The 22,536-nt window shown below is 61.7% G+C and carries 20 protein-coding genes and 1 tRNA gene; 8 read left to right on the top strand and 13 right to left on the bottom strand.

Annotated elements, in window-relative coordinates:
* Positions 1-7 precede the first annotated feature (7 nt).
* Both PAE61_RS03560 and PAE61_RS03555 read right to left on the bottom strand, forming a co-directional pair.
* Positions 8-1,675 carry an ABC transporter ATP-binding protein gene (locus PAE61_RS03560; protein ID WP_271114049.1) on the bottom strand — a complete coding sequence of 556 codons (1,668 nt, stop codon included), beginning with the start codon at positions 1,673-1,675 and terminating at the stop codon, positions 8-10.
* Complete coding sequence (locus tag PAE61_RS03555) at positions 1,675-2,664, bottom strand: BMP family lipoprotein (RefSeq protein ID WP_271114048.1); 990 nt, start codon at positions 2,662-2,664, stop codon at positions 1,675-1,677. The genes PAE61_RS03560 and PAE61_RS03555 overlap by 1 nt, the downstream gene beginning before the upstream one ends.
* 259 nt (positions 2,665-2,923) lie before the next feature.
* Here PAE61_RS03555 and radC point away from each other — a divergent pair, with 259 nt between their 5' ends.
* Complete coding sequence (gene radC / locus PAE61_RS03550; protein ID WP_271114047.1) at positions 2,924-3,697, top strand: RadC family protein; 774 nt, start codon at positions 2,924-2,926, stop codon at positions 3,695-3,697.
* A gap of 598 nt (positions 3,698-4,295) precedes the next feature.
* Here radC and hflX read toward each other — a convergent pair.
* From hflX to PAE61_RS03505, 9 genes are all read right to left on the bottom strand, one after another.
* Positions 4,296-5,594 (bottom strand): GTPase HflX, encoded by a 1,299-nt coding sequence (gene hflX / locus PAE61_RS03545; protein ID WP_271114046.1) that lies wholly within the window; start codon positions 5,592-5,594, stop codon positions 4,296-4,298.
* Positions 5,595-5,828 (bottom strand): RNA chaperone Hfq, encoded by a 234-nt coding sequence (hfq, locus tag PAE61_RS03540; protein WP_271114045.1) that lies wholly within the window; start codon positions 5,826-5,828, stop codon positions 5,595-5,597.
* Positions 5,829-5,930: 102 nt separating this feature from the next.
* Complete coding sequence (locus PAE61_RS03535) at positions 5,931-7,559, bottom strand: potassium transporter TrkG (RefSeq protein ID WP_271114044.1); 1,629 nt, start codon at positions 7,557-7,559, stop codon at positions 5,931-5,933.
* On the bottom strand, positions 7,559-8,938 hold the full coding sequence (gene trkA / locus PAE61_RS03530; RefSeq protein ID WP_271114043.1) for a Trk system potassium transporter TrkA: 1,380 nt from the start codon (positions 8,936-8,938) through the stop codon (positions 7,559-7,561). The genes PAE61_RS03535 and trkA overlap by 1 nt, the downstream gene beginning before the upstream one ends.
* 291 nt (positions 8,939-9,229) lie before the next feature.
* On the bottom strand, positions 9,230-9,718 hold the full coding sequence (locus PAE61_RS03525; protein ID WP_271114042.1) for an RrF2 family transcriptional regulator: 489 nt from the start codon (positions 9,716-9,718) through the stop codon (positions 9,230-9,232).
* Positions 9,719-9,872: 154 nt separating this feature from the next.
* A tRNA-Thr gene (locus tag PAE61_RS03520) sits at positions 9,873-9,948 on the bottom strand.
* Between the two features lie 75 nt (positions 9,949-10,023).
* On the bottom strand, positions 10,024-11,883 hold the full coding sequence (locus PAE61_RS03515) for a heme biosynthesis protein HemY (RefSeq protein WP_271114041.1): 1,860 nt from the start codon (positions 11,881-11,883) through the stop codon (positions 10,024-10,026).
* Positions 11,884-11,893: 10 nt separating this feature from the next.
* A complete protein-coding gene (locus PAE61_RS03510) occupies positions 11,894-13,414 on the bottom strand; it encodes a mitofilin family membrane protein (protein WP_271114040.1) in 1,521 nt (506 codons plus the stop codon).
* 59 nt (positions 13,415-13,473) lie between these two features.
* Positions 13,474-14,163: a uroporphyrinogen-III synthase gene (locus tag PAE61_RS03505; protein WP_271114039.1), complete on the bottom strand. Its 690-nt coding sequence runs from the start codon at positions 14,161-14,163 to the stop codon at positions 13,474-13,476.
* A gap of 61 nt (positions 14,164-14,224) precedes the next feature.
* Between PAE61_RS03505 and tsaD the strand changes: the two genes are divergently transcribed.
* Genes tsaD through PAE61_RS03480 form a run of 5 tightly spaced genes read left to right on the top strand, consistent with a single transcriptional unit; the run spans position 14,225 to position 17,208 of the window.
* Positions 14,225-15,289: a tRNA (adenosine(37)-N6)-threonylcarbamoyltransferase complex transferase subunit TsaD gene (gene tsaD, locus PAE61_RS03500; RefSeq protein ID WP_271114038.1), complete on the top strand. Its 1,065-nt coding sequence runs from the start codon at positions 14,225-14,227 to the stop codon at positions 15,287-15,289.
* The gene (locus PAE61_RS03495; protein ID WP_271114037.1) at positions 15,286-15,591 is read left to right on the top strand and encodes a hypothetical protein; all 306 of its coding nucleotides are present in this window, start codon (positions 15,286-15,288) and stop codon (positions 15,589-15,591) included. Before tsaD ends, PAE61_RS03495 begins: the two co-directional genes overlap by 4 nt.
* Positions 15,588-16,520, top strand: coding sequence for an NAD(P)H-dependent glycerol-3-phosphate dehydrogenase (locus PAE61_RS03490; RefSeq protein ID WP_271114036.1), 933 nt, complete (start codon positions 15,588-15,590; stop codon positions 16,518-16,520). Before PAE61_RS03495 ends, PAE61_RS03490 begins: the two co-directional genes overlap by 4 nt.
* Positions 16,520-16,792, top strand: coding sequence for a YciI family protein (locus PAE61_RS03485; protein ID WP_271114035.1), 273 nt, complete (start codon positions 16,520-16,522; stop codon positions 16,790-16,792). The genes PAE61_RS03490 and PAE61_RS03485 overlap by 1 nt, the downstream gene beginning before the upstream one ends.
* Positions 16,792-17,208, top strand: coding sequence for an EVE domain-containing protein (locus PAE61_RS03480; protein WP_271114034.1), 417 nt, complete (start codon positions 16,792-16,794; stop codon positions 17,206-17,208). Before PAE61_RS03485 ends, PAE61_RS03480 begins: the two co-directional genes overlap by 1 nt.
* Positions 17,209-17,247: 39 nt before the next feature.
* On the opposite strand, the gene PAE61_RS03475 is transcribed toward PAE61_RS03480, so the two are convergent.
* A complete protein-coding gene (locus PAE61_RS03475; RefSeq protein ID WP_271114033.1) occupies positions 17,248-17,919 on the bottom strand; it encodes an HAD-IA family hydrolase in 672 nt (223 codons plus the stop codon).
* A gap of 105 nt (positions 17,920-18,024) precedes the next feature.
* Here PAE61_RS03475 and glmU point away from each other — a divergent pair, with 105 nt between their 5' ends.
* Positions 18,025-19,386 carry a bifunctional UDP-N-acetylglucosamine diphosphorylase/glucosamine-1-phosphate N-acetyltransferase GlmU gene (gene glmU, locus PAE61_RS03470; protein WP_271114032.1) on the top strand — a complete coding sequence of 454 codons (1,362 nt, stop codon included), beginning with the start codon at positions 18,025-18,027 and terminating at the stop codon, positions 19,384-19,386.
* A gap of 4 nt (positions 19,387-19,390) precedes the next feature.
* Positions 19,391-21,208: a glutamine--fructose-6-phosphate transaminase (isomerizing) gene (gene glmS, locus PAE61_RS03465; RefSeq protein ID WP_271114031.1), complete on the top strand. Its 1,818-nt coding sequence runs from the start codon at positions 19,391-19,393 to the stop codon at positions 21,206-21,208.
* A 10-nt stretch (positions 21,209-21,218) separates the two neighbouring features.
* On the opposite strand, the gene PAE61_RS03460 is transcribed toward glmS, so the two are convergent.
* Positions 21,219-22,529 (bottom strand): NAD(P)/FAD-dependent oxidoreductase, encoded by a 1,311-nt coding sequence (locus PAE61_RS03460; protein WP_271114030.1) that lies wholly within the window; start codon positions 22,527-22,529, stop codon positions 21,219-21,221.
* Between the last annotated feature and the right edge of the window lie 7 nt (positions 22,530-22,536).

Genomic DNA, 22,536 nt, shown 5'->3' with positions numbered 1-22,536 from the left:
AATCGCCTCATTCGGGTTGCGCGGTGATCTCATCCGGGTGATCCGCCGGATGTTTATGCCCGGGCGGGACGCCCTCCGCGGCAGCGGCATGTTCGGTATCGGCCACACCGGCCATCAGCAGGCCCAACTCACCTGCAGTGGTGTTTTCCGGGCTGCGCTCTCCCATGATCATGCCATCGAACATCACAAGGACACGGTCCGAGAGCGCCATGATCTCATCCAGTTCGACGCTGACCAGCAGCACCGCCTTGCCGGCATCGCGCAGCTCGACGATGCGCTTATGGATGAACTCGATCGCACCGATATCGACACCGCGCGTCGGCTGCCCGATCAGCAGCAGATCCGGATTCCGCTCGACCTCCCGCGCGACGACGATCTTCTGTTGATTCCCGCCCGAGAAATTCCGCGCCGCCAGATCGGGATTTGGCGGGCGCACGTCAAAGCGCTCGATCTTGCCTTCCGCATCCTTGCGAATGGCCACCCGGTCCATGAATATCCCGTTTCCGTATTCCGGCGCATGGTGATAGCCGAATGCGACGTTTTCCCACGCCGCGAAATCCATGATGAGCCCCTCATCCTGCCTGTCCTCGGGGACATGGCCAATCCCCCGCGCCCGCCGCGTCGAGGCATCCGACTTCGTCCCCGTCAGATCCAGAGACTGCCCATTCATCAGAATTTCGCCGCTGACCTTCGCGCCTTTCTCCGGGAACCCGCCCAGCAACTCCAGAAGCTGCGTCTGCCCGTTGCCGCTGACACCGGCAATGCCAACGATTTCGCCCGCGCGAATGTCAAAATCAATGCCGCGGATGCGTTCTACACCGTCATTATCCACAAGCCGCAGCTTGCGGACCTGCAAGACCGTGTCGCCAGGCCGCGCCGGGCTCTTGTCGACCTCCATCAGCACCTTGCGCCCGACCATCAGCTCGGCCAGCTCCTCGGGGCTGGTTTCGGCGGTCTGGACACTGGCAACCATTTCACCGCGCCGCATCACGGATACCGTATCCGTGATCTCCATGATCTCGCGCAGTTTATGCGTGATCAGAATGATCGTCTTGCCCTCATCGCGCAGCCCCTGAAGGATGCGGAACAGATGATCCGCCTCGGCCGGAGTCAGCACCCCGGTCGGTTCGTCGAGGATCAGGATATCGGCCTGCCGATAAAGCGCCTTCAGGATCTCGACCCGCTGCTGATGACCGACCGAGAGTTCCTCGATCGTCTCGTCTGGATCGACCTGCAATTCATATTCCTCGGCCAGTTCGCGCAGCCGGGTCCGCGCCCGCGCCAGAGAAGGCCGCAGCATCGGCCCATCCTCGGCCCCGAGGATGATATTCTCCAGTACGGTGAAATTCCGCACCAGCTTGAAATGCTGAAACACCATGCCGATACCCGAACGGATCGCGGTCATGGAATCGGTGATCTGCACGGACTTGCCATTGATGCGGATCTCACCGCTATCGGGCTTGTAGAAACCGTACAGGATCGACATCAGCGTCGATTTCCCGGCACCGTTTTCCCCGATAATCCCGTGGATCGAGCCCTTCGCGACGGTCAAATCAATATTCTTGTTCGCCTGAACCGGCCCGAACGCCTTGGAAACGCCACGCAGCTCAATCGCCGGTGGCGCGGATCGGGGGGCGGCAGCCGCCCCCCCGTCCTGTCTTGCCTCTGCCGGCATCAGTCGACCGGGCAGGTATTGTCGGTCATGTAATCATGCACCTCGATTTCCCCCGAGGTGATCTTCGCCCTGGCCTCGTCCACCGCAGCCTGCATCTCATCGGTGACCAGTTCGGCATTGTTTTCGTCCATCGCGACGCCAACCCCTTCCGAGGCCACATCCCAGACCTTGATGCCCGGCTCGACCGCCTCACCGGCGATAAAGGCGTCATAGACGGCGACATCCGCGTTCTTGACGACCGAGGTCAGCACCTTCCCCGGATGCAGATGGTTCTGGTTGCTGTCCACACCGATGGACAGCACGCCCTCATCGGCAGCGGTCTGCAACACGCCGATCCCGGTCCCGCCCGCAGCGGCATAGATCACATCGGCACCCTGCGAAATCTGCGCACGGGTCAGCTCGCCGCCCTTCACCGGGTCGTTCCAGGCAGCCGGAGTTGTCCCGGTATAGTTGATCAGCACCTCGCCATCAGGCCGCGCCGCCAGAAAACCCTGACGATAGCCGCATTCGAATTTATGGATCAGCGGAATATCCATCCCGCCGATGAACCCGACCGTCCCGGATTCCGAGGCCTGCGCGGCCATGATCCCGGCCAGATAGGACCCCTCGCCCTCATTGAAGACGTTCGACTGCACATTCGGCTGTTCGACCACCGTGTCGATAATGACGAATTTCGTGTCGGGATAATCCGGCGCGATCTGGTTCAGCACCTCACCGAAGGCAAAGCCGGTCATCACGATCGGATTCGCGCCGCTCTGAGCCAGCCGCCGCAAGGCCTGCTCGCGCTGCGCTTCGGACTGCATCTCCAGTTCCTTATAGGAACCGCCGGTTTCCTCGACCCAACGCTTCGCGCCGTTATAGGCCGCCTCGTTGAAAGATTTGTCGAATTTTCCTCCCAAATCGAAAATCAGCGCCGGCTCTGCCGAGGCGACGCCCGCCATCAGCGCCATCGCAGCAGCCGAAGCGAACAGGGTTTTTTGCACCGTCATGGCAACCTCTTGTTTCATGCGGGCGGATCTGCCCGCGAATGGTCCCGAGTTTAGGGCGAAAGCCGGGTCGGGGGTCAAGGCGGATTATGCCGTATGTTTTGCTGGCAATCGTGCAGGGGCCTGTAAAAAGCACGTCACGGATGCAGAATTCTTATGCCTTGCCCGGGCCCGGATTCTTATGCCTTGCCCGGGCCCGGCAATCGCCTGCATTCCTGTGAGGTTAAACTTTTGGTGAATATTTCCATGCCAGTCTCACTGCATGAGCGCGAATCAGGCATTCCACGAAGCACCGATGCCGCTTTTTTCCCCGGAAGGGGATGAGGCAGGCGGGAAAGCGGATGAACGGCAGGGCGGCAGGCTGCCATCCTATATTGCCGACCACCGGGCGCGGCTGCGCGAACGGTTCATGGCAGGCGGCGCGACGTCGATGCCGGATTACGAATTGCTGGAACTGGTGCTGTTCCGCGCCATCCCCCGGCAGGATGTCAAACCTCTGGCGCGGCTGCTGATCGAAACTTTCGGGGATTTTTCGCGCGTCCTTTCGGCAGATCCCGCGCGAATTGCGGCGGTGAAAGGGGCCGGCCCTGCTGTGGTGACGGAACTGAAGATCATCCGTGCGGCGGCGCATCGCATGGCGCGTGGCAAGGTGATGCAACGCCCGGTTTTGTCTGGCTGGGATGCGCTGCTGGATTACTGCCATACCGCCATGTCGCATGAAGGGGTCGAGGAATTTCGCGTCCTCTTCCTCGACCGCAAGAATATCCTGATCGCGGATGAGGCTCAGGGCCGCGGCACGGTGGATCACGTCCCTGTCTATCCGCGTGAAATCCTGCGGCGGGCGCTTGAATTACAGACCTCGGCGCTGATCCTCGTGCATAATCACCCATCCGGGGACCCGACACCCTCCGATGCCGATATCGACATGACACATCGCATCCGCATCGGGGCCGAGGTCATGGGCATCACCATCCACGATCACCTGATCATCGGTGCCGGTCGCGAGGTCAGTTTTCGCGCTGAGGGGTTATTATGACAAATCGGACAGGGCAGGCAGGTCGCGCGATGCCGGATCAGCGTTAACCATCAAGCCATAAGCCTCACCTCCACGGCAAGCGATCCCTGCCCATCGCTCCTTCAGCCATCATCATTCCGGCCCGCAAGCTGCACTGAAGTTCGGCGCAACCACCTGCCGGAGCCTGTCGGTTCATGAAAGCACTTGCGTCACGAAGCGCATCGGCGGAATATCTGCCCATTAGCTCAACCTATAGGAGCCAATGTGCGTTATCCCGGTCTCTTTCTGCTTCCACTGCTTCTCGCTGCCTGCGGCGGATCATCCTCGTCACAGCAGGGCGGAGCATCCAGCGTACCGCTCACCCCGTCCGTTCTGTATTGCCAGCGCAGCGGAGGTGAGGTCATTCCGAATGTCTCTGGCGGACGACGCGCAGATCTGTGCCGCTTGCCGGGCGGCCGGACAGTGCGGGCAGCCGATTTGCTGAACAGTCATAACAACTTGTAAGATAATCGCCGCGCGGAATTTCCCTGCGCGGTAACGCTGTCCGGCGGCTGTCGGATGTCATCACGCGCGGTGTACAAGCTGTGTACAGCCGGTGCACGCCCGGCAGAAGCCGCGCCTAGATCGCCTCGAAAGCAGCACGCTGACGTGCGGTCCAGTTCACCCGGATGCGATGACCATCTTCAGTGGCTTCTTCATGCTCGACAACACCCGCCTCATGCAGCCATGCACGGCGGCGGCCATCGCTGAAATCCAGCCTCAGTTCCGCAGCTTCGCGCGGTTCGGACAGAACCGTTTCCAGCGAGTGCTCAATCCCGGCCAGCAGATCGTCAAGCCCGTCGCCGGTCAGCGCACTGATCGCCTGAACCCCCTCGGTCCGGCTGTCGGTGCGGCGAAGCGCCGTCTGCGTTGCCTCGGATAATGCGTCGATCTTGTTCCAGACCTCGATCAGCGCGACATCCTCATCCACGCCCAGAGATTCAAGGATTTCCGCGACATCTGCAGCCTGCTCCTCGGTCTCGGGATGGGAAATATCGCGCACATGCAGGATCAGATCCGCCTCCAGCACCTCTTCCAGCGTAGCGCGGAACGCCGCCACCAGTTCATGCGGCAGATCGCTGATGAACCCCACCGTATCCGAGAGGATCACCTGCCGCCCACCGGGCAGTCGGATCGAGCGCATGGTCGGATCCAGCGTGGCGAAAAGCATGTCCTTGGCCAGCACCTCGGCCCCGGTCAACCGATTGAACAGGGTCGATTTTCCGGCATTGGTATAGCCTACAAGCGCGACAATCGGATAAGGCACCTTGGCCCGCGAGGCCCGGTGAAGCGTGCGTGTCTTCACCACCCGCTCAAGCTGACGGCGCAGCCGGGTCATCTGTTCGTCGATGGCGCGGCGGTCGGCCTCGATCTGGGTTTCACCCGGACCGCCGACAAATCCCAACCCGCCCCGCTGACGTTCCAGATGGGTCCATGCCCGCACCAGCCGCGTCCGCTGATAGCTGAGCGCAGCCAGTTCGACCTGAAGCACACCTTCACGGGTCCGCGCACGGTCGGCGAAGATCTCCAGAATAAGCCCGGTCCGATCGAGGATCTTGACGTCCCAGGCCTTTTCCAGATTGCGCTGCTGAACCGGCGTGACCGGCCCGTCGATCAGAACAAGTTCGGCCTCATTATCCCGCAGCGTCCCGGCCACTTCTTCCAGCTTGCCCGATGAGAAAAGCTGACCCGGAGAGGGATTCCGCAGCCGCACCACCTGAGAGCCAATGATGACGGTTCCGGGCAGCGCTTCGGCCAGCGAAACCGCCTCTTCCAGCGCATTTTCAGGGGACCGCCTGTTGCCACTGGCGCCGTCAATCTCGGGGTGGATCACATAGGCGCGGGTCGGCGCCCGTTCGGTGGTATAGGCGTCAGCCAATCAGTCGTCACCTTCGTAAAGGCTGATCGGTGCCCCCGGCATGATGGTCGAAATCGCATGTTTATAGACAAGCTGGGATTGACCGTCGCGACGCAGCAACACACAAAAATTGTCAAACCAGGTGATTACGCCCTGAAGTTTGACGCCGTTTATCAGAAAAATCGTCACCGGAACCTTGGCTTTGCGAACGTGGTTCAGGAATGCGTCCTGAAGATTTTGTCTGTCTGCGGCCATGTTAGGTCCCTGTTCTGATTATTTTTCGATATTTAGGAAACGAATCATTTCATGACAAGCGGGCAGAGCCTCGCATTCAAGTCCCTGTGGCGAAACAGAGACTCAGCGACGCCAGAATTCCGGTGAAAACAGGGCAAGAATCGCAAGGGTTTCCAGCCTGCCGACGATCATCGCCCCAGCCAGCACGGTTTTCGGCAGAGCCGCCAGACCGGACCAGCCCTCCCACGGGTTAGAGGCAATGCCCGCGCTTGACTCGAAGCTGGGGGAAAGCGCGATGGTGTTGGCCAGTGGGCCGGTATTTGTCAGCGCCGAGACGGAGAGCATGACAGCTGTCTCGAATTCGATCTGCCGGATCGAGACCAGCAGCACCGTCATGGCAATGGAAATTGCGAAAAGCATGAAGAAGATGAACGCCAGATAAGCCCCCTCTCCGCGGATCCGGCGGTCCATGCGCCCGCCTCCGCTGATCGATGAGGCGTGAACGATGCGTTCCAGTTCCCGCTGACTTTGACGCCCAAGCGCATAGACGCGCAGCAGCTTGACCCCGCCCGCGGTGGTCGCAACCCCACCGCCCATGATCGCCAGCCCGGCCAGCAACAGCCCCGGAGATTCCAGCCCCGACCAGTTGCGCGCACCCTGCCAGTCCACCGAGTTCCATCCGGTTGTTGTCAGGAATGACAGAGCGTTGAACAACCCTCCCCAGGTCGCGACAGCCGCATTCTGAAAGCTGATCACAATCCCGGTGGTGATATCGGCACCTTGCGTGGCCTGCTCGATCGTGGCGAAGAAATGTCGGGCAAAGAGGATTGCGGCAACCAGCACCACAACCCCGGCACCAAGTCGGATTTCCGGATCGGTCCACAGCGAATCCGAGGCCTTCAACTGGTTTCCCCCGGGCCAGAACCGGCGAGAGAGCGCCAGCATCAGGAACAGGAACACGGTGAGTTCACCGATAATGCCCGAATGCCCTCCGACCGCACCCGCCACCGGAGAAATCCCAGATGTCGAAAGGGTTCCCATCGCTCGGCTCAGAGCAATCAGTCCGGGATCGCCGGCAAGCAGCAGGACAACCCATAAAACCAAGGTCAGGCCGGCATAATACGGGCCAACCTGCATGAATGCGCTGATCGACCGAGCGGAGGGGGTGGCTATTCGGGTCGGATCGACAAGATGGGCGGGTGCCTGCCTGCGCCCTCCGGCACTTTCGGGAAGCGGCTGGAAACGTTCATTGCGGCCATAGGGCGAGCTGAGGATCTCGAACCCGCCGACCTTTAGCGGGGCAAGAATGGACACGGCCGAGACCAGAATGAACAGCCCCCCCATCCATCCCACCAGAGACCGCCAGAGATGCAAAGGCGGGGCCAGCATGTCAGCCGCATAAAGCGTCGCTCCCGTCGTGGTCACGCAACTGACCATTTCCCACCAGGCGTTGAACAGGCCGGTATCGGGCAGCGACATCGCCAGCGGGATGCCAAGCGCCAGCGGCAACACACCAAACACCCCCAGCATCGTCGCCAGAACCGAGAAACCATGCGGTCCCGGCGTTGCCATCCCCGAGGCCGCAATCGCCAGAAGCGCCGTCAGCACGATCAGCAATATGCCGCTGAACAGGAAATTCGCGGCGATATCACCCAATCCGCTGGCGGCGGCATGCGCGGCGGGGATCATCATCATCGCACCGGCGAAACCCAGCACGAGGACGAATAATGGCAGGCGGCTCAGCTTCTGCATCAGAAGAAATCAATCGCGACCTGCAACAGCCGTTCGACCTCTGGCACATCGGCGGTCAGGGCAAAGATGCAGACAATGTCGCCCTCTTCGATACGGGTTTCGGGGTTGGGTTTCACGATCCTGTTGTCGTCCTTCATGACCATGCCGATCAACGCACCCTCGGGCAGGTCGATATCGCGGATGATCTTGCCGGACATGGACGAGGTCGGCAGGATCTGTGCCTCGATCACCTCGGCTTCGGCATCGCCAATGGAATAGATATCGCGCACACGGCCATGCCGGACATGGCGCAGGATCGTTGAAACGGTGGTCGAGCGCGGGTTGATATAGGCGTCGATATCCAGCGGTGCCATCAGTGACACCAGCGTCGGATCGTTCACAAGGCTGACCACCAGCTTTGCCCCCGCCTGTTTGGCCCGGACCGCAGCAAGAATATTGACCTTGTCGTCATGGGTCAGCGTCAGCACCGCATCGGCCCGGCTGATCGCGGCTTCCTCCAGCAGTTCCGAGGACAGCCCGTCGCCGTGAAGCACAATCGTGCGTTCAAGAACATCCGCGGCGACCTCGGCTCGTTCGCGATTGCTTTCGATGATCTTGGTGCGCACCCGGTGCTTTCCGGTTTCCAGAGACCGCGCCACGGTCAGCCCGACATTGCCGCCGCCGATAATGACAACGCGCTCGGGGCGCATGGTTTCCTTGCCGAAAATCTCAAGCGTGCGTTCGACATCGTCGCGATCCGAGAAAATATAGATCTGGTCGCCCTCGAAAAGCTGGTCATTCGCCTCGGGCGCGAACAGACGCCCTTCGCGCCTGACACCCGCCACGATGGCCCGCAAGCTGGAAAACAGGTCGTTCAACTGCCTCAGAGGCGTGTTCAGCACCGGGCAGTCATCATCCAGAACCAGACCCAGCAGCCGGACCCTGCCGTCCAGAAAATCCTCTGCCTCGAAGGTCGAGGGCGCACGCAGCCGGGCAAGCGCCGCCTCGGCGACCTCGCGTTCGGGGCTGATAACCACGTCGATGGGAAGGTGATCGGTGCGATAGAGATCCGAATAAATCGCATCCAGATAGGCCGAGCTGCGCAGCCGCGCGATCTTGCGCGGCACGCGAAACACCGAATGCGCGACCTGACAGGTGACCATATTCACCTCATCGGAATAGGTCGCCGCGATCAGCAGATCGGCATCGCGTGCGCCTGCCCGGTCCAGAACGTCGGGATGACTGGCAAACCCCTCGACGCCCTGAACATCCAGCGATTCCGTCGCACGGCGGACAAGTTCGCCATTATTGTCGATGACGGTGACATCGTTGCGCTCGCCCGACAAATGCCGCGCGATCTGCCAGCCGACCTGTCCCGCCCCGCATATGATGATCTTCATGCCGATCCCTTTGCCTTTGCGCCAGCATTAGGCGCGTTGGCCCGACCGGTCAATGAACCCTCAGCGCACCGGCTGCGGCGTGATCACCTCTCCGCCCTCCGGTCCGGGTATATCCCGGCGCGTCGCTTGCGGTGCATCCCGGTATGAGTTCCCGGCAGTTTGGAATGAACGGGTCCACCTTATTATCCGTGCTGTAATACAGCAGGGTAACCTCTCCAACGTCGGCAGCACCCCCCAACGAAATTTTTATTCTACGCAGGCCAGATCGCTATTGCGACTTCCGCTTCGCGCTCAGATATTCGCGGGAATAGCTGGACCGCTCTGTCCCCGGCGAAATGCCCCGCAACCGCCTGCGGAAAACGCTGTTTCAAGGTCCATATTCTCGGCAACCAGCTCTGCCAGCGTAATCTCTTCAAGCTCGCCATAGAACGCCGCAACTGCGTTGATCAGGGCTCCGCGAAGCCTGCAGCCATCGCTTAGCGGGCAGGTATTGCCTTCGGAATCGAAACATTCCGTCAGCGGCAATTCGGCCTCGAAATGCGCGAATATTTCGCCCACCGTGATCGCGTCCGGGCTCCGCGCAAGTTCGACCCCGCCCGAGCGGCCCCGGTGGGTCCGCAGATATCCTTCGCTTGCCAACTGGTTGACAACCTGAGCGATATGATGCGCGGACGCGTTACAGACGGCGGCAACCTCTCCGGATCGGGTCAGCCTGTCCCCGTTCACGGCACAATACATCAATATGCGCATCGCCAGATCGGTCCGTACGGTCAAACGCATCTGAGCGCTCCTTGCTGGTCGGGCAGGAAAACCAGATGACAGGTTGCGGGACCTGCGGCATTGACATGAATCAATAGCGAAAATGTAAATTTGTTATATGGCCGTTTCGTGACGCTGCGATCAGAAACGTGCCTGCCCGCTTTCCCGCAGAAGGTGGTGCCGCTGAAGGGACTCGAACCCCCGACCCCATCATTACGAATGACGTGCTCTACCAGCTGAGCTACAGCGGCCCCGTCTGCGTGCCGCGCCGGATAGCAGGTTCCGGCACGGGGGAAAAGACCCTTTTATCAGCAATCCGACAAAGCTCAGCGACGCTTGCCCGGCTCATTATCGATCGGTTCGACATCGGGGCGAACAGGTTCCTCGCCTTCCAGAATCAACCGGCCCGAATGCTGCGTGCTGCGCGAAGGCGGGAACGAGGTCTCACCCTGTGGTTCGACATCCGGGCGCACCGGCTCGGTCACGATCTCATCGGTGCTGTCTTTCGGCTTTTCGGCGCGAGGCGCGGCGGCTTTTCCGGCTGTGTCCGGTGTCCGGGCGCTTGCCGCAGCCTGCTTATCCGCCGGGATTGGGGCATCGGCTTTAGCGGGCGCAGGCTCCGGGTCGGTGATGGTTCGCGATGGCTCTCCAACGAAATCGGTTTCGCGCGGCACCATCCCCGGCGCCACATCCGCAATGACGGTGGCAGACGCAGCGGCCTTTTTGCCTTCAGGCTTCGCGGCACCGTCCTGCGTCACGACCTCGCCAGTCAAAGCATCGGCCTTATCCGCATTGTCACCGTGATCAGGCCGACCAATCAGCAGCGGCAGCAATTCAGCACCGGTGGCAGAGCTGCCCGACCGCTTCGTGACTGGTTCGCGCCAGCTCAGCGTGTCGAAGCCGCTGCAATTTTCGCAGACAGGGGCCCAATCTTCCATGACATGCTCGCATTTGTCGCAGACCCATTGCGGCCCGCGAGACGCATTCACCGCCTTGACCAGCCATGCGCGAACAGCGGCATCGTCGCCGCCCTCGCCCCTCTCGATGGCGGCCATGATCGACAGGCTGCGCGTCGTCGGATGGGTTTCCGCGATATCGCCGATGGCGCGGCGGGCGGCGGGGAAATCTTCGTTTGTCAGAAGCAATTCCGCACGCAGCAGCCGGGTTTCCTCATGATCCGGTTTGCGCTTCATCAGGCTTTCAAACCGGCGCAGACGTTGATTCGGCGTCTCATCCGGCCTGATTTCTGCATAGGTCGCCGCAAGATCCGGGTGCGGATTCACCCCCCAGGCTTTCTCAAGCAGGCGCTCGGCATTGCGCGGGTCCTTCTGCGCGACATAGGAACGCGCGGCCAGAACCACGGCGGGGATCAGATCGGGCGAGGCTTTCGCGGCAGAGATCGCCGCCTCACGCGCCGAAATCGAAGCACCTTGCGACAGCACATCACGCGCCTCTTGCAAGGCGAGAACGGCATCGCGGCGGATATGGACATCCTGCGGCAGCTCACCCTGTTTGCGCTTTTCCTTGAGGACGCTGCGGGCACCTTTCCAGTCACGCTCTTTGGTCGAAAGCTCCAGCAGAGTGTTCTGCATCTCATTATTGCGGGGACGCAGCGCATAGGCCTTCTGCGCAAGCTGCAAGGCGGTATGCGTGTCGCCCGCGCTCAGTTTCTGCTTCAGCAATCCGCGCATCCCGACGAAACGGGTGCGGTCATCCTCCAGCATCTCGCGATACACCGTCTCGGCGCGGGATTCATCGCCCGCCACCTCGGCAGCCTGAGCGGCCAGAAGGCGCGTCGCACGGGGATCATCCAGATATTTGGCGGCACGCGCCGCCTGTTCCTGTGCCTGCTTGCCCTCTCCTGCGGCGACGGCAAGCAGACCCTGCGACAGCGCCTCATAGCCCTTTTCGCGGCGGGACCGGGCAAAATAGCGGTTGATCGCGGTTTCATCGCCCATGATGAAGCGCAGGAACGCCCAGGCGATCCCCAACAGCTTGATGATCGCCCATGCTGCGACCATCAGCACCAGAAGCGCCACGACCGCCTGAATAGGGCCAAGCGTGTATTCCGTCCCGTTCAGAACGATCCGAACCCCTTCCGAGGTCGCCGACAAGGTGTTCAGCCCGATCGCAATCGCCAGAATGGCGGCGAAGAACACGAGGATCTTAAGAAGTGACAGCAGCATGGTTCAATCCTCAGTTCAGCGACTGCGCGACATCGTTCAGCGCATTTTCGGCGGCAAGATAGGCTTCGACCTGTCCGATCCAGTCGGACATCGCGTCCCGGCCAGCCTGCGGCAGCGCGTTCAGTTCTTCAAGTGCGGCGGGCAGATCGCCCTGTTCGACCAGAGCGCCGCTTCTGGACAGAATGGCATCGGGATCGGTCCCCTCGCGCGGCTGTACGGAACGTGCGCCGGTCAGGACGCGCAGGAAATTACCGACGGCACTGAGTGCGCCGTCATTATTTCCGCCTTCCTGCAAAGAGGCCTTCAATGCGTCCCGCGCCACCGCGTCATAGCCCATCTGTATCTGTACCAGAGTCGGCAAATCCTCTTGCGCCAGCGGTTCGGGAACCTCGACGCCCGATTCCTCAAGCTGCCTGACCGCCTCATCCGGCGATCCGCCGCGTTCAAGCGCAGCACCCAATGCCGCGACAGAAGCAACCGCCTGAGCACGCTGCATCGCTGCATCGGCCTCGCTCTGGACCGAGGACAGGCTTTCCTGCGCCTGAGTCGCGGCGGCCTCGATCTCGGACCGGATCTGTTCGGCATTCGCGGCAAGGGACTGGACGCGCTCAACGGCCTCCGGATCGACCTGCGGACGCGCCGATAATTCGGCGATGGTCTGCTGCTGCGCGTCGATTTGCTGACGCAGCGACGCGATCTCTGCTGCGAGGTCGGGCTGATCCTCAGCGGCACCCGTCTGGCTTTCCGGTGTTGGCGTCACCGCGACGGCAGGCTGTTCATGCGCCACGGCCTCAAGCGCCGCAAGCCGTTCTTCCTGCGACTGAATCGCCGCCTGAACCTCGGCTGTGGTATCCGCGCCCTGCGACATTTCCGTCATCGCCTGCAGGGCAGCTTCGGCACCGGCCTCACGTCCTGCGTCGGTCGCGGCTGTTACCGCATCTTCGCGAATGGCGCCGACCTCGTTCCGTGTTGCCTCGGTTGCGGCGGCGACAGCCTCGGACTGAACCGCATCGGCATCGAATGCGGGGGCTGGCTCGGCCGGAGGGTTGATATAGGGCAATGCGTAAATCGCTGCAGCCGCACCAAGCCCCGCAGCAACGACACCGCCAAATGCGGTCGGCCAGAAGCCGGTTTTCTTCACCTGAACAGGCTGCGTATCGCGAGGAGGGGCAGAACTCGTCACCTTCGCATCATCCGGTTTCCGCGCCGGAACCGAAGGCACCGAACCCGAAGGTTCAGCGGATGCCGTTTCAGCCCCGGTTTTCTGCGCCGCGTTCGCCGGGTCCGGGGTATCGGCTTTTGCACGGGATGCCGGGAATTTCGGTTCGGCTGCCGCGATTCCGCTGTCGGACTCGCCAACAAGGCCCGAATCGATGGGTTGCGAGGGCGGTATCCGCGACACGACGGTTTTACCGGCCTCTACTTCCTGAGAGGGCACCACCGGAGAGGTCGCTGGTTTCTTATCATTTCCCGTATCGGTGCCGGATTTGTTCTGATTGGCAGACTTGCTGGACTTGTCGGACGTCGCCACGTCTTATCCCCCTGAATATCTTGCGGTCGGCGCGGTTACCGGACCGCATTAACGGCAGTCTAACGAGCGCCCCTTTCCGCCTCAACCCACGTCGGACGGCTTCGTTCCGTTTGCGAGAGCATCCTTATCGTCGCAACCATCCCCGCACGATCCGGCTGAGCGGCCACGATACGCGCATCGGCAGGCCCGGAATAGGCGCTTTCCACCGCCTCGCTGATCGCGACGATCCCGATCGCCGCCCGTGCATCGCGCACGGCATCCGACAGTATTCCCGCGCTGCGCCGGGAGAACAGAGGCAGGATCACCGGGCGCGATCCGGCAAGCGCCGCGTCAGCAGCGGCGTTCAGCGGCAGAGCCTGCTGGTCATAAACCTCGATCCCGGCAAGCGGCAACTCGCGGGCCAGATGCCGTCCATGCAGATGCAGCCAGTCGCGCCGTATATCCAGAAGCGGCATCAGCCCCTCGGCATCGCCCGGTCCCGTCGTCACCTCAAACCCCGCTTGCCGCGCCGCCTCTCCGGTCTGAGGTCCCACGCAAAGCGCCAAGCGGCCCTGTCCCGGACCGGCAAACGCCACCGCATTGGCCGAGGTGAAAACCAGACCTGGAGCTTCGGCAATGGCTGTGCTGTCAAAGGGAAGCGGTACGATCTTCAGGATCGGGGAAATCAGATAGTCGATACCCGCAAGCCCCGCGGCAAAATCTTCGGATTGGGCCTGCGGGCGAGTCAGCAGGCAAACAGGCTCGGTCATTGCAGCATCGCATCCTGACGGTTATCTGAGTGCTGACCCTACTTATCAACGGACAGCGCCCATGACACTGACCTTTCTCGGCATTGAAAGCAGCTGTGACGACACGGCAGCTGCGGTGGTGCGGGAAGACGGCCAGATCCTCTCATCCGTGGTCGCCGGTCAGACCGAGCTGCATGCGAATTTCGGCGGTGTTGTCCCGGAAATCGCCGCCCGCGCTCATGCCGAGAAGCTGGATCTCTGCGTCGAGGACGCCTTGGCGACATCCGGGCTGAGCCTGTCCGATCTGGATGGCGTCGCGGTCACCGCCGGGCCGGGTCTGATCGGCGGGGTGATGGCGGGGGTGATGATGGCAAAGGGGATCGCTGCAGGGTCGGGCCTGCCTCTGGTCGGGGTGAACCACCTTGCGGGACATGCTCTGACACCGCGCCTGACCGACAATATCGCCTTTCCCTATCTGATGCTGCTGGTCTCGGGGGGACATTGCCAGTTCCTGAGAGTTGACAGGCCGGATCGTTTCCGCCGCCTCGGCGGCACGATTGACGACGCCCCCGGAGAGGCCTTCGACAAGGTCGCCAAATTGCTTGGACTGGCACAGCCGGGCGGCCCTTCCGTCGAAAAAGAGGCCGCCTCGGGCGATCCGGCACGTTTCGCCCTGCCCCGTCCCCTTCTGGACCGGGCCGGTCTGGATATGTCTTTCTCGGGCCTGAAAACGGCGGTGCTCCGGGTCCGGGATGAGCTTGTCCCGGCGCAAGGAGGCCTGACGCGGCAGGACCGGGCCGATCTCTGCGCCGGGTTTCAGGCGGCGACCGCCGAGGTGCTGACGGAAAAGACACGTCGCGCTGTGGCGGAACACCCCGTTCCCGTTCTGGCCGTCGCTGGCGGCGTGGCAGCGAATGCCTCCATCCGCGCAGGGCTGGAAGCGGTGGCGGCGAATGCGGGGGCGCGTTTCCTTGCCCCTCCATTACCGCTCTGTACCGATAATGCCGCGATGATTGCATGGGCCGGGATCGAGGCCTTCCGGCTGGGACAGCGCGACGGAATGGACCTTGCCGGTCGTCCCCGCTGGCCTCTGGATCAAAATGCTGCTCCCATGCTGGGTGCGGGCCGTAAAGGCGCGAAAGCATGAGCCCCGAGATGAAGCTTCTGACCATCAATGCAGTGATTATTCTGATCGGATATCTGCTGATCAATTCCTCAATGCCCGAAAAGACGCGGGAAAAACTGATCCGCAACGATATGGTTCTGACCCTTCTGTCTGTCGTGACGGCTGCAGCACTGTTTGCGGGCGATGGAATCCGCTTCAGTCTGATCCTGTTCGAAACCAACTGGTTCTGGTTCGCAGTTCTGACGATGGCAGCAATGGAAACCCCGTTCCTGATCTGGTTCTGTCGCAGGCACGGGATTGATCTGCTCGGAGACGATGAATGATAACGATCCTCGGAGCTGGCGCATTCGGAACTGCCCTGGCGGTAAGCTGGTCGCAAGCACAGAAGGTCACGCTCTGGTCGCGTCGCCTGCCAGAGGATCGCCGGTCGCCCCGGCTGCCGGATGTACAGATTCCAGAACAGGTCATGCTGACGGATGATCTTGCCTCTGCCCTGTCGGACACGGTCGTTCTGGCCCTGCCCGCCCAGTCCCTGCGCGGCTTTCTGACCGAAAACGCGGCGCTTCTGAATGGCCGCCGCCTGGTCAGCACGGCAAAGGGCATCGACCTGATGACTGCCGAGTCGCCCTCGGGGCTGATCCTGAAATCCTGCCCCGACGCTTCTGTCGCCACGCTGACCGGACCAAGCTTCGCCGCCGATATCGCAAGAGGCCTACCCACAGCGCTGACTCTGGCCTGCGCGGATGAGGGCGCGGTCGCATTGCAGCATCTGCTATCTACCCCCTCGCTTCGCCTCTACCGGACCGACGATCTGCGCGGCGCCGAATTGGGCGGCGCATTGAAAAACGTGATCGCCATTGCCGCAGGCGTTTCCATCGGCGCAGGTTTCGGCGACAGCGCCCGCGCGGCACTGATCACGCGTGGCTTTGCCGAGATGACGCGGCTGGCAACCGATATGGGTGCACGCGCCGAAACTCTGGCCGGGCTGTCAGGTCTGGGCGATCTGGTTCTGACAGCAACATCCGGCCTGTCGCGCAATTTCCGCTATGGCTACGCTTTGGGTGCCGGAGAAACATTCGACGAAACCGTCACCGTCGAGGGCGCCAAGACCGCGCAAGCCGTCAGCGCCATCGCCGCAGGACGCGGCATCGCGACTCCCATCGCCGATGCCGTTGCCGCGCTTGCAGAGGGCCGCGCCAGCGTGGCAGATAGCGTATTGGAGTTGCTGAGACGTCCGCTCAAGGAGGAATGATGCCCTATTTCGCCGTTATCTGCAAAGACAAGGATGGGGGCCTTCCCCTAAGACAGGAAAACCGGCCCGCCCATCTCGATTATATCGAGCAGACCGGTATCGTGTTCATGGCCGGTCCCCTGCTGGAGGATGGCAATATGGCGGGATCACTGGTGATTCTGGACGCCCCGGATCTTGCGGCGGCAGAGGCATGGGCCGAAGGCGACCCCTATGCCCGCGCCGGGCTGTTCGACAGCGTCTCCATCCGGGAATGGAAGAAGGTGATCGGCTGATGCCCTATTGGCTGTTCAAATCCGAACCCAATGTCTTCGGCTGGGACGATCTTGTCGCAAAGGGCGCGGACGGAGAAGAATGGGACGGTGTGCGCAACTATCAGGCCCGCAACAATATGCGGGCCATGAAAAAGGGCGATCGCGGCGTGCTTTATCATTCCAATATCGGCAAGGAATGCGTCGGCATTGTCGAGGTCATCGCCGAAGCGCATCCCGATTCGACTGCGGATGATCCGAAATGGGAATGCGTCGATATCAAAGCGGTCGAGAAGCTGAAGCAAACCGTCTCGCTGGATCAGGCGAAGGAAGAGCCACGACTGAAAGATATGGTGCTGGTCAATAACTCCCGCCTCTCGGTTCAGCCGGTTTCCGATGAGGAATGGGCGGTGCTGATGGAGTTGGGCGGGCTGAGCTGACGGGGCTGATCACGGCGATACCGGGCGCGACCTGATTTTTCAGCCGAGCCATTGCCGCGCGAGGGTCGGCAAGTCCTCGAAATGTTCCAGAATGGCGTCAGGCTTCAGACAGGAAATCCCCGGCCCCTCGGGACCGAAGGCGACGAGGGCGATCTTCACCTGTGCCGCCGCAGCGGTTTGCAGATCGGTCGAGGTGTCTCCCAGAAGAAACGAATTTACGACCTCTCCGCCCGCAAGCTCGACAGCCCGCCTGTAAGGCTGTGGGTCCGGCTTGCGCACGGGCAGCGTATCCGCACCGATCAGTGAGGCAAACGCATCCCGCACCCCAAGCACCCGCAACAGCTTTTCGGCAAGCGCCTCGGGCTTGTTCGTGCAGACGGCCAGCCTGTGCCCGTCACGGGAAAGCGCCGTCAGAGCATCCTGAACGCCGGGGTAAAGCCGGGTATGTACAGCAATCGCGGCATCATAGGCCTCCAGCAATTGCGGAAAGTCCTCATCCTCGGCACCCGGCGGGATCAGCGTTCCCGAGCCTACCCGCGCATAACCTGCCCGGAGCATCGCCCGCCCGCCGGAAAAAGCGATTGCCGCATCCGCAACCGGGTCCAGCCCGGTCAGCCCGCGCCTTTGCAGAACGGCATTTGCCGCGCCGATCAGATCCCCGGCAGTATCCGCAAGCGTTCCGTCCAGATCGAAAACCACCGTACCAGCCATTTTGTAACCTTTCGTCAGAAGCTGTGATGCTGCGGGTGCTTGCGGCAATACCCTGACTGAGGCTAGACCGCGAGGTGAAAAGAAACAGAACAGAATACGGGCAGTATGTCGGCACAGCATGAAAAAGGCGAGATCGCCGTGATTATCCTCGCGGCCGGTCAGGGCAGCCGGATGAAATCTGACCTGCCGAAAGTTCTGCACAAGGTCGGTGCGGTGCCGATGGTCGGGCATGCGCTTGCTGCCGCACGGAGCCTTGATCCGGCTCAGATGATCGTCGTCGCCGGGCATGGCGCCGAAGCGGTGACGAAAGCCGTCGGCAAGCTGGATCCCGAGGCGAAGATAGCCCTGCAGACCGAACAGCTTGGAACGGGTCACGCTGTCGCGCAGGCTCTGCCATTGCTGGACGGTTTCAATGGCCGCGTCATCGTGCTGTATGGCGACACACCCTTCATCAGCGAAGCCACTCTCGCAGGACTGGCAAGCCATGACGCAGATGTCGTCGTGCTGGGTTTCGAGGCCGCCGATCCGGGCCGCTATGGCCGGCTGGTCACGGGAGATGACGGGACACTTCAGAAGATCGTCGAGTATAAGGACGCGGACGAAACCACCCGCGCCATCCGGCTGTGTAATTCCGGCGTCATGGCGGCGGATGCCGGATTGCTGCGGCGCTTTATCGGGGCGCTCGGAAATGACAACGCGTCAGGCGAATATTATCTGACCGATATTCCCGGAATGGCACGCGAAGCCGGTCATCGTGCTTCCGTCGTGACCTGCCATGAGGATGAAACGCTTGGCGTGAACAGCCGCGCAGAGCTTGCTCGCGCCGAAGCCATTTTCCAGACTTCCCGCCGCAGCCAGGCGCTTGAGGATGGCGTGACCCTGACAGTCCCTGAAACTGTCTGGTTCGCTCTGGATACGCATATCGGACGCGATGCGATTATCGGCCCGAATGTGGTCTTCGGCCCGGGCGTTACCATCGAAAGCGGTGCCGAGGTGCTGGGTTTCAGCCATCTTGAGGGCTGCCATGTCTCGACGGGCGCCACGGTCGGACCTTTTGCAAGGCTGCGTCCGGGGGCCGAACTGGGCGGCGATGTCCATGTCGGAAATTTCGTCGAGATCAAGAACAGCGTGCTGGATGAGGGCGTCAAGGTCGGTCATCTGACCTATCTGGGCGACGCGCATATCGGTGAGCATACGAATATCGGCGCGGGAACGGTGACCTGCAATTATGACGGCGTGATGAAGCACCGGACCGAGATCGGGCGGAACAGCTTCATCGGCTCGGATACGATGCTGGTCGCGCCGGTCAGTATCGGGGATAACGCGATGACGGGATCGGGATCGGTCATCACGCAGGATGTTCCGGCGGATGCGCTTGGTCTTGGCCGGGCGCGTCAGGTGGTCAAGCCCGGCCTTGCTCGCCGGATCATGCAGGCGCTGCGCGAGCAGAAAGCGAAAAAAGGCTGACGCGATGTGTGGCATAATCGGTATTCTCGGGCAGCATCAGGTCGCGCCGCAGCTTGTCGAGGCGCTGAAACGGCTCGAATATCGCGGCTATGACAGCGCGGGCGTCGCGACCATCGATGCCGGGGGCGATCTGCGCCGCCGCCGCGCCGTCGGCAAGCTGGTCAATCTTTCCGACCGGCTGGTCAATGAGCCGCTGTCCGGGCGCTCGGGCATCGGCCACACAAGATGGGCCACTCACGGCGCAGCCACCGAAGAGAATGCCCACCCGCATCAGCGCGGCAAGGTTGCCGTGGTCCATAACGGCATTATCGAGAATTTCCGCGAATTGCGCGAAGAACTGTCCGGCAGCGGTTACATCGCCGAAAGCGACACCGATACCGAGGTCGTGGCAATGCTGACGGCAAGCCATCTCGATCAGGGCATGTCCCCGCTTGAGGCCGCCCGCGCTACGCTCAACCGGCTACAAGGAGCGTTTGCACTTGCCTTTCTGTTTGACGGTGAAGGCGACCTGATGATCGCCGCGCGTCAAGGCAGCCCGCTGGCTGTCGGTCATGGCGATGATGAGATGTTCATCGGCTCTGACGCGATTGCGCTGTCGCCGTTCACCGACCGGGTCAGCTATCTTGAAGACGGCGATCACGCCGTTCTGACGCGGAGTTCCGTCCAGATCTTCGACAGCGCGAACCGGCAGGTCAATCGCGAGATCGCCACGATAGATGTCGGCGCCACGGTCATCGACAAGGGCGGCTATCGTCACTTCATGGCCAAGGAAATCGCGCAGCAGCCTGCCGTTCTGGGCGATGTGCTGAACCATTATATCAGGAATGACCGCATCGTTCTGCCCGAGGGAATGGATTTCTCTCAGGTGGACCGCCTGACCATTGTGGCCTGCGGGACGGCCTATCTGGCCGGATATGTGGCGAAATACTGGTTCGAGAAGCTTGCCGGTCTGCCCTGCGATGTCGATGTCGCCTCTGAGTTCCGGTATCGCGAGCCACCGCTTTCCGACCGGAGCTGGGGGATTTTCGTCAGCCAGTCGGGCGAAACCGCAGATACGCTTGCAGCACTCCACTATGCTCGCGGCAAGGTCGCAAAGACTGTCGGCGTCGTCAATGTCGGCACCTCGGCCATCGCGCGTGATACCGATATCGCCCTGCCGACCCTGGCCGGGATCGAGGTCTGCGTCGCCTCGTCGAAAGCCTTCACCTGTCAGCTTGCCGTTCTGGCGGTTCTGGCGCTGAAAGCCGCGCAGGATCGGGGCCGACTGAGCGATGCGGAACTGGCCCGGCATCTGGACGATCTGCGTTCTGTCCCTGCCCTTGTCAATCAGGCGCTGACCACTGCCGAAGAATGCAGGCACCTCTCGGGCTGGCTGTCGGAGTTTCAGGATGTGCTGTTCCTCGGTCGCGGCCCGCTTTACCCGGTTGCGCTTGAGGGGGCGCTGAAGCTGAAGGAACTCAGCTATATCCATGCAGAGGGCTATGCTTCCGGAGAGCTGAAGCATGGACCGATTGCCCTGATCGATCAGCATATGCCGGTTGTCGTGGTCGCCCCGCGCGATGCGCTTTTCGAAAAGACGGTTTCGAACATGCAGGAAGTCATGGCGCGTCACGGTCAGGTCATTCTGGTCTCGGACAGCGAAGGGATCAGAGAAGGCGGCGACGGCGTTTATGCCTCGTTGACCATGCCATCCGGCGGAGGCATCTTTGCGCCGATCATATATGCCGTGCCGATGCAATATCTGGCCTATTACACCGCTGTAGCAAAAGGCACCGATGTGGATCAGCCGCGAAACCTCGCCAAATCGGTGACAGTCGAGTAACCGAAGCCCATCAGACCCCCAGCCGGTCGCGCATCGCGTACCATGTCATCCCGGCAACCAGCAGGGGCCATCGCAGCATCGCGCCTCCCGGAAAGGGCCGGGATGGCAGCGCGGCCATGACATCGAAACCGCCCGCCTGCCCGGCAACCGCCTCGGCCATCTGCTTGCCCGCAAGCGCCGCAAGCGCCACGCCGTGCCCCGAGAACCCGCTTGCCGAAAGCGTATTCGGCCCGAGGCGGATGAAACAGGGCATCCGGTTCATGGTAATAGCCAGCGTTCCGCCCCAGGCATGGGTGAAGGCGACATCCTCAAGACCGGGATAGATCTGCGTCAGAGGCTTGCGCACCTTGGCCGCGATGTCACGGGGGAAGCGATAGCTGACATTCTCGCCCCCGCCGAAAATCAGCCGGCCCTCATCATCCAGCCGCCAGTAATTCACCACGAATTTCGTGTCATGGACCGCGATATTCCGCGTCAGGACCTTTGACGCGCGGTCCCCAAGAGGTTCCGTCGCCACGATGAAATTATTCAGCGGCATGACACGCGCGGCGACCTTGCGGGACAGCCCGCCGAGATAGCCATTCCCGGCCAGAATGACATGATCGCAGATCACCCGCCCGGTATCGGTCTGTATGATCGACTTCCCGGTAGCCGTTTTCGAAAGATCGATATGGTGGACATGGCTCATCTCATGGATGGTCGCGCCCGCCTCATGGGCAAGCCGGGCCATACCAAGCGCAAGCGCAAGCGGGTTGAGATGGCCCGCGCCGTGATCCAGTTCTCCGCCGCAATAGGTCTCCGAGGGCAAAAGCGCATGGAGTTCGGGCTTTTCGAGAATCTCGATGCGATCATAACGGTAATCTTTTGCCAGCAGCGCGGCATGGCGTCTGGCCTCATCCAGTTCGGCAGAGTTTCTGAAAGCATGGGCGACGCCATCATGGACCGTTACACCGCTTTTCCGGGCCAGATCGCGAACCAGAAGCTTGGCATCCTCCGCCATTTTCCAGAGCGTCTGCGCCACATCGCGACCGGCCATGCGCTGCAACTCTTCCATATCGCGATTATAGCCAGAGCCGAGTTGCCCCCCGTTTCGACCCGAAGCCCCGAAGCCGACGCGATGGGCTTCGAGAAGGATCACATCGAACCCCGCCTCTGCCAGATGCAGAGCGGCGGACAGCCCGGTATATCCGCCGCCAACGACGCAGATATCGGCCCGCGCCTCACCCCACAGCGACGCGAAGGGCGGAAGCGGGGTGACCTGATCGGCATAGACCGATGGCGGGTATTCCCCGCGCCTGTCATTGGAAAAAAGCAGATTCACCAGACGG

The sequence above is a fragment of the Paracoccus aerodenitrificans genome (assembly GCF_027913215.1).
GTDB lineage: Bacteria > Pseudomonadota > Alphaproteobacteria > Rhodobacterales > Rhodobacteraceae > Paracoccus > Paracoccus aerodenitrificans.
Note: the sequence above shows the minus strand (reverse complement) of the source record. Positions and strands in the feature narration are given on the sequence as shown.

Coding starts and splice junctions, on each gene's coding strand:
- PAE61_RS03560 (WP_271114049.1), bottom strand. CDS start 1,675: ATGCCGGCAGAGGCAAGACAGGACGGGGGGGCGGCTGCCGCCCCCCGA.
- PAE61_RS03555 (WP_271114048.1), bottom strand. CDS start 2,664: ATGACGGTGCAAAAAACCCTGTTCGCTTCGGCTGCTGCGATGGCGCTG.
- radC (WP_271114047.1), top strand. CDS start 2,924: ATGAGCGCGAATCAGGCATTCCACGAAGCACCGATGCCGCTTTTTTCC.
- hfq (WP_271114045.1), bottom strand. CDS start 5,828: ATGGCCGCAGACAGACAAAATCTTCAGGACGCATTCCTGAACCACGTT.
- PAE61_RS03535 (WP_271114044.1), bottom strand. CDS start 7,559: ATGCAGAAGCTGAGCCGCCTGCCATTATTCGTCCTCGTGCTGGGTTTC.
- trkA (WP_271114043.1), bottom strand. CDS start 8,938: ATGAAGATCATCATATGCGGGGCGGGACAGGTCGGCTGGCAGATCGCG.
- PAE61_RS03525 (WP_271114042.1), bottom strand. CDS start 9,718: ATGCGTTTGACCGTACGGACCGATCTGGCGATGCGCATATTGATGTAT.
- PAE61_RS03515 (WP_271114041.1), bottom strand. CDS start 11,883: ATGCTGCTGTCACTTCTTAAGATCCTCGTGTTCTTCGCCGCCATTCTG.
- PAE61_RS03505 (WP_271114039.1), bottom strand. CDS start 14,163: ATGACCGAGCCTGTTTGCCTGCTGACTCGCCCGCAGGCCCAATCCGAA.
- tsaD (WP_271114038.1), top strand. CDS start 14,225: ATGACACTGACCTTTCTCGGCATTGAAAGCAGCTGTGACGACACGGCA.
- PAE61_RS03495 (WP_271114037.1), top strand. CDS start 15,286: ATGAGCCCCGAGATGAAGCTTCTGACCATCAATGCAGTGATTATTCTG.
- PAE61_RS03490 (WP_271114036.1), top strand. CDS start 15,588: ATGATAACGATCCTCGGAGCTGGCGCATTCGGAACTGCCCTGGCGGTA.
- PAE61_RS03485 (WP_271114035.1), top strand. CDS start 16,520: ATGCCCTATTTCGCCGTTATCTGCAAAGACAAGGATGGGGGCCTTCCC.
- PAE61_RS03480 (WP_271114034.1), top strand. CDS start 16,792: ATGCCCTATTGGCTGTTCAAATCCGAACCCAATGTCTTCGGCTGGGAC.
- PAE61_RS03475 (WP_271114033.1), bottom strand. CDS start 17,919: ATGGCTGGTACGGTGGTTTTCGATCTGGACGGAACGCTTGCGGATACT.
- glmU (WP_271114032.1), top strand. CDS start 18,025: ATGTCGGCACAGCATGAAAAAGGCGAGATCGCCGTGATTATCCTCGCG.
- glmS (WP_271114031.1), top strand. CDS start 19,391: ATGTGTGGCATAATCGGTATTCTCGGGCAGCATCAGGTCGCGCCGCAG.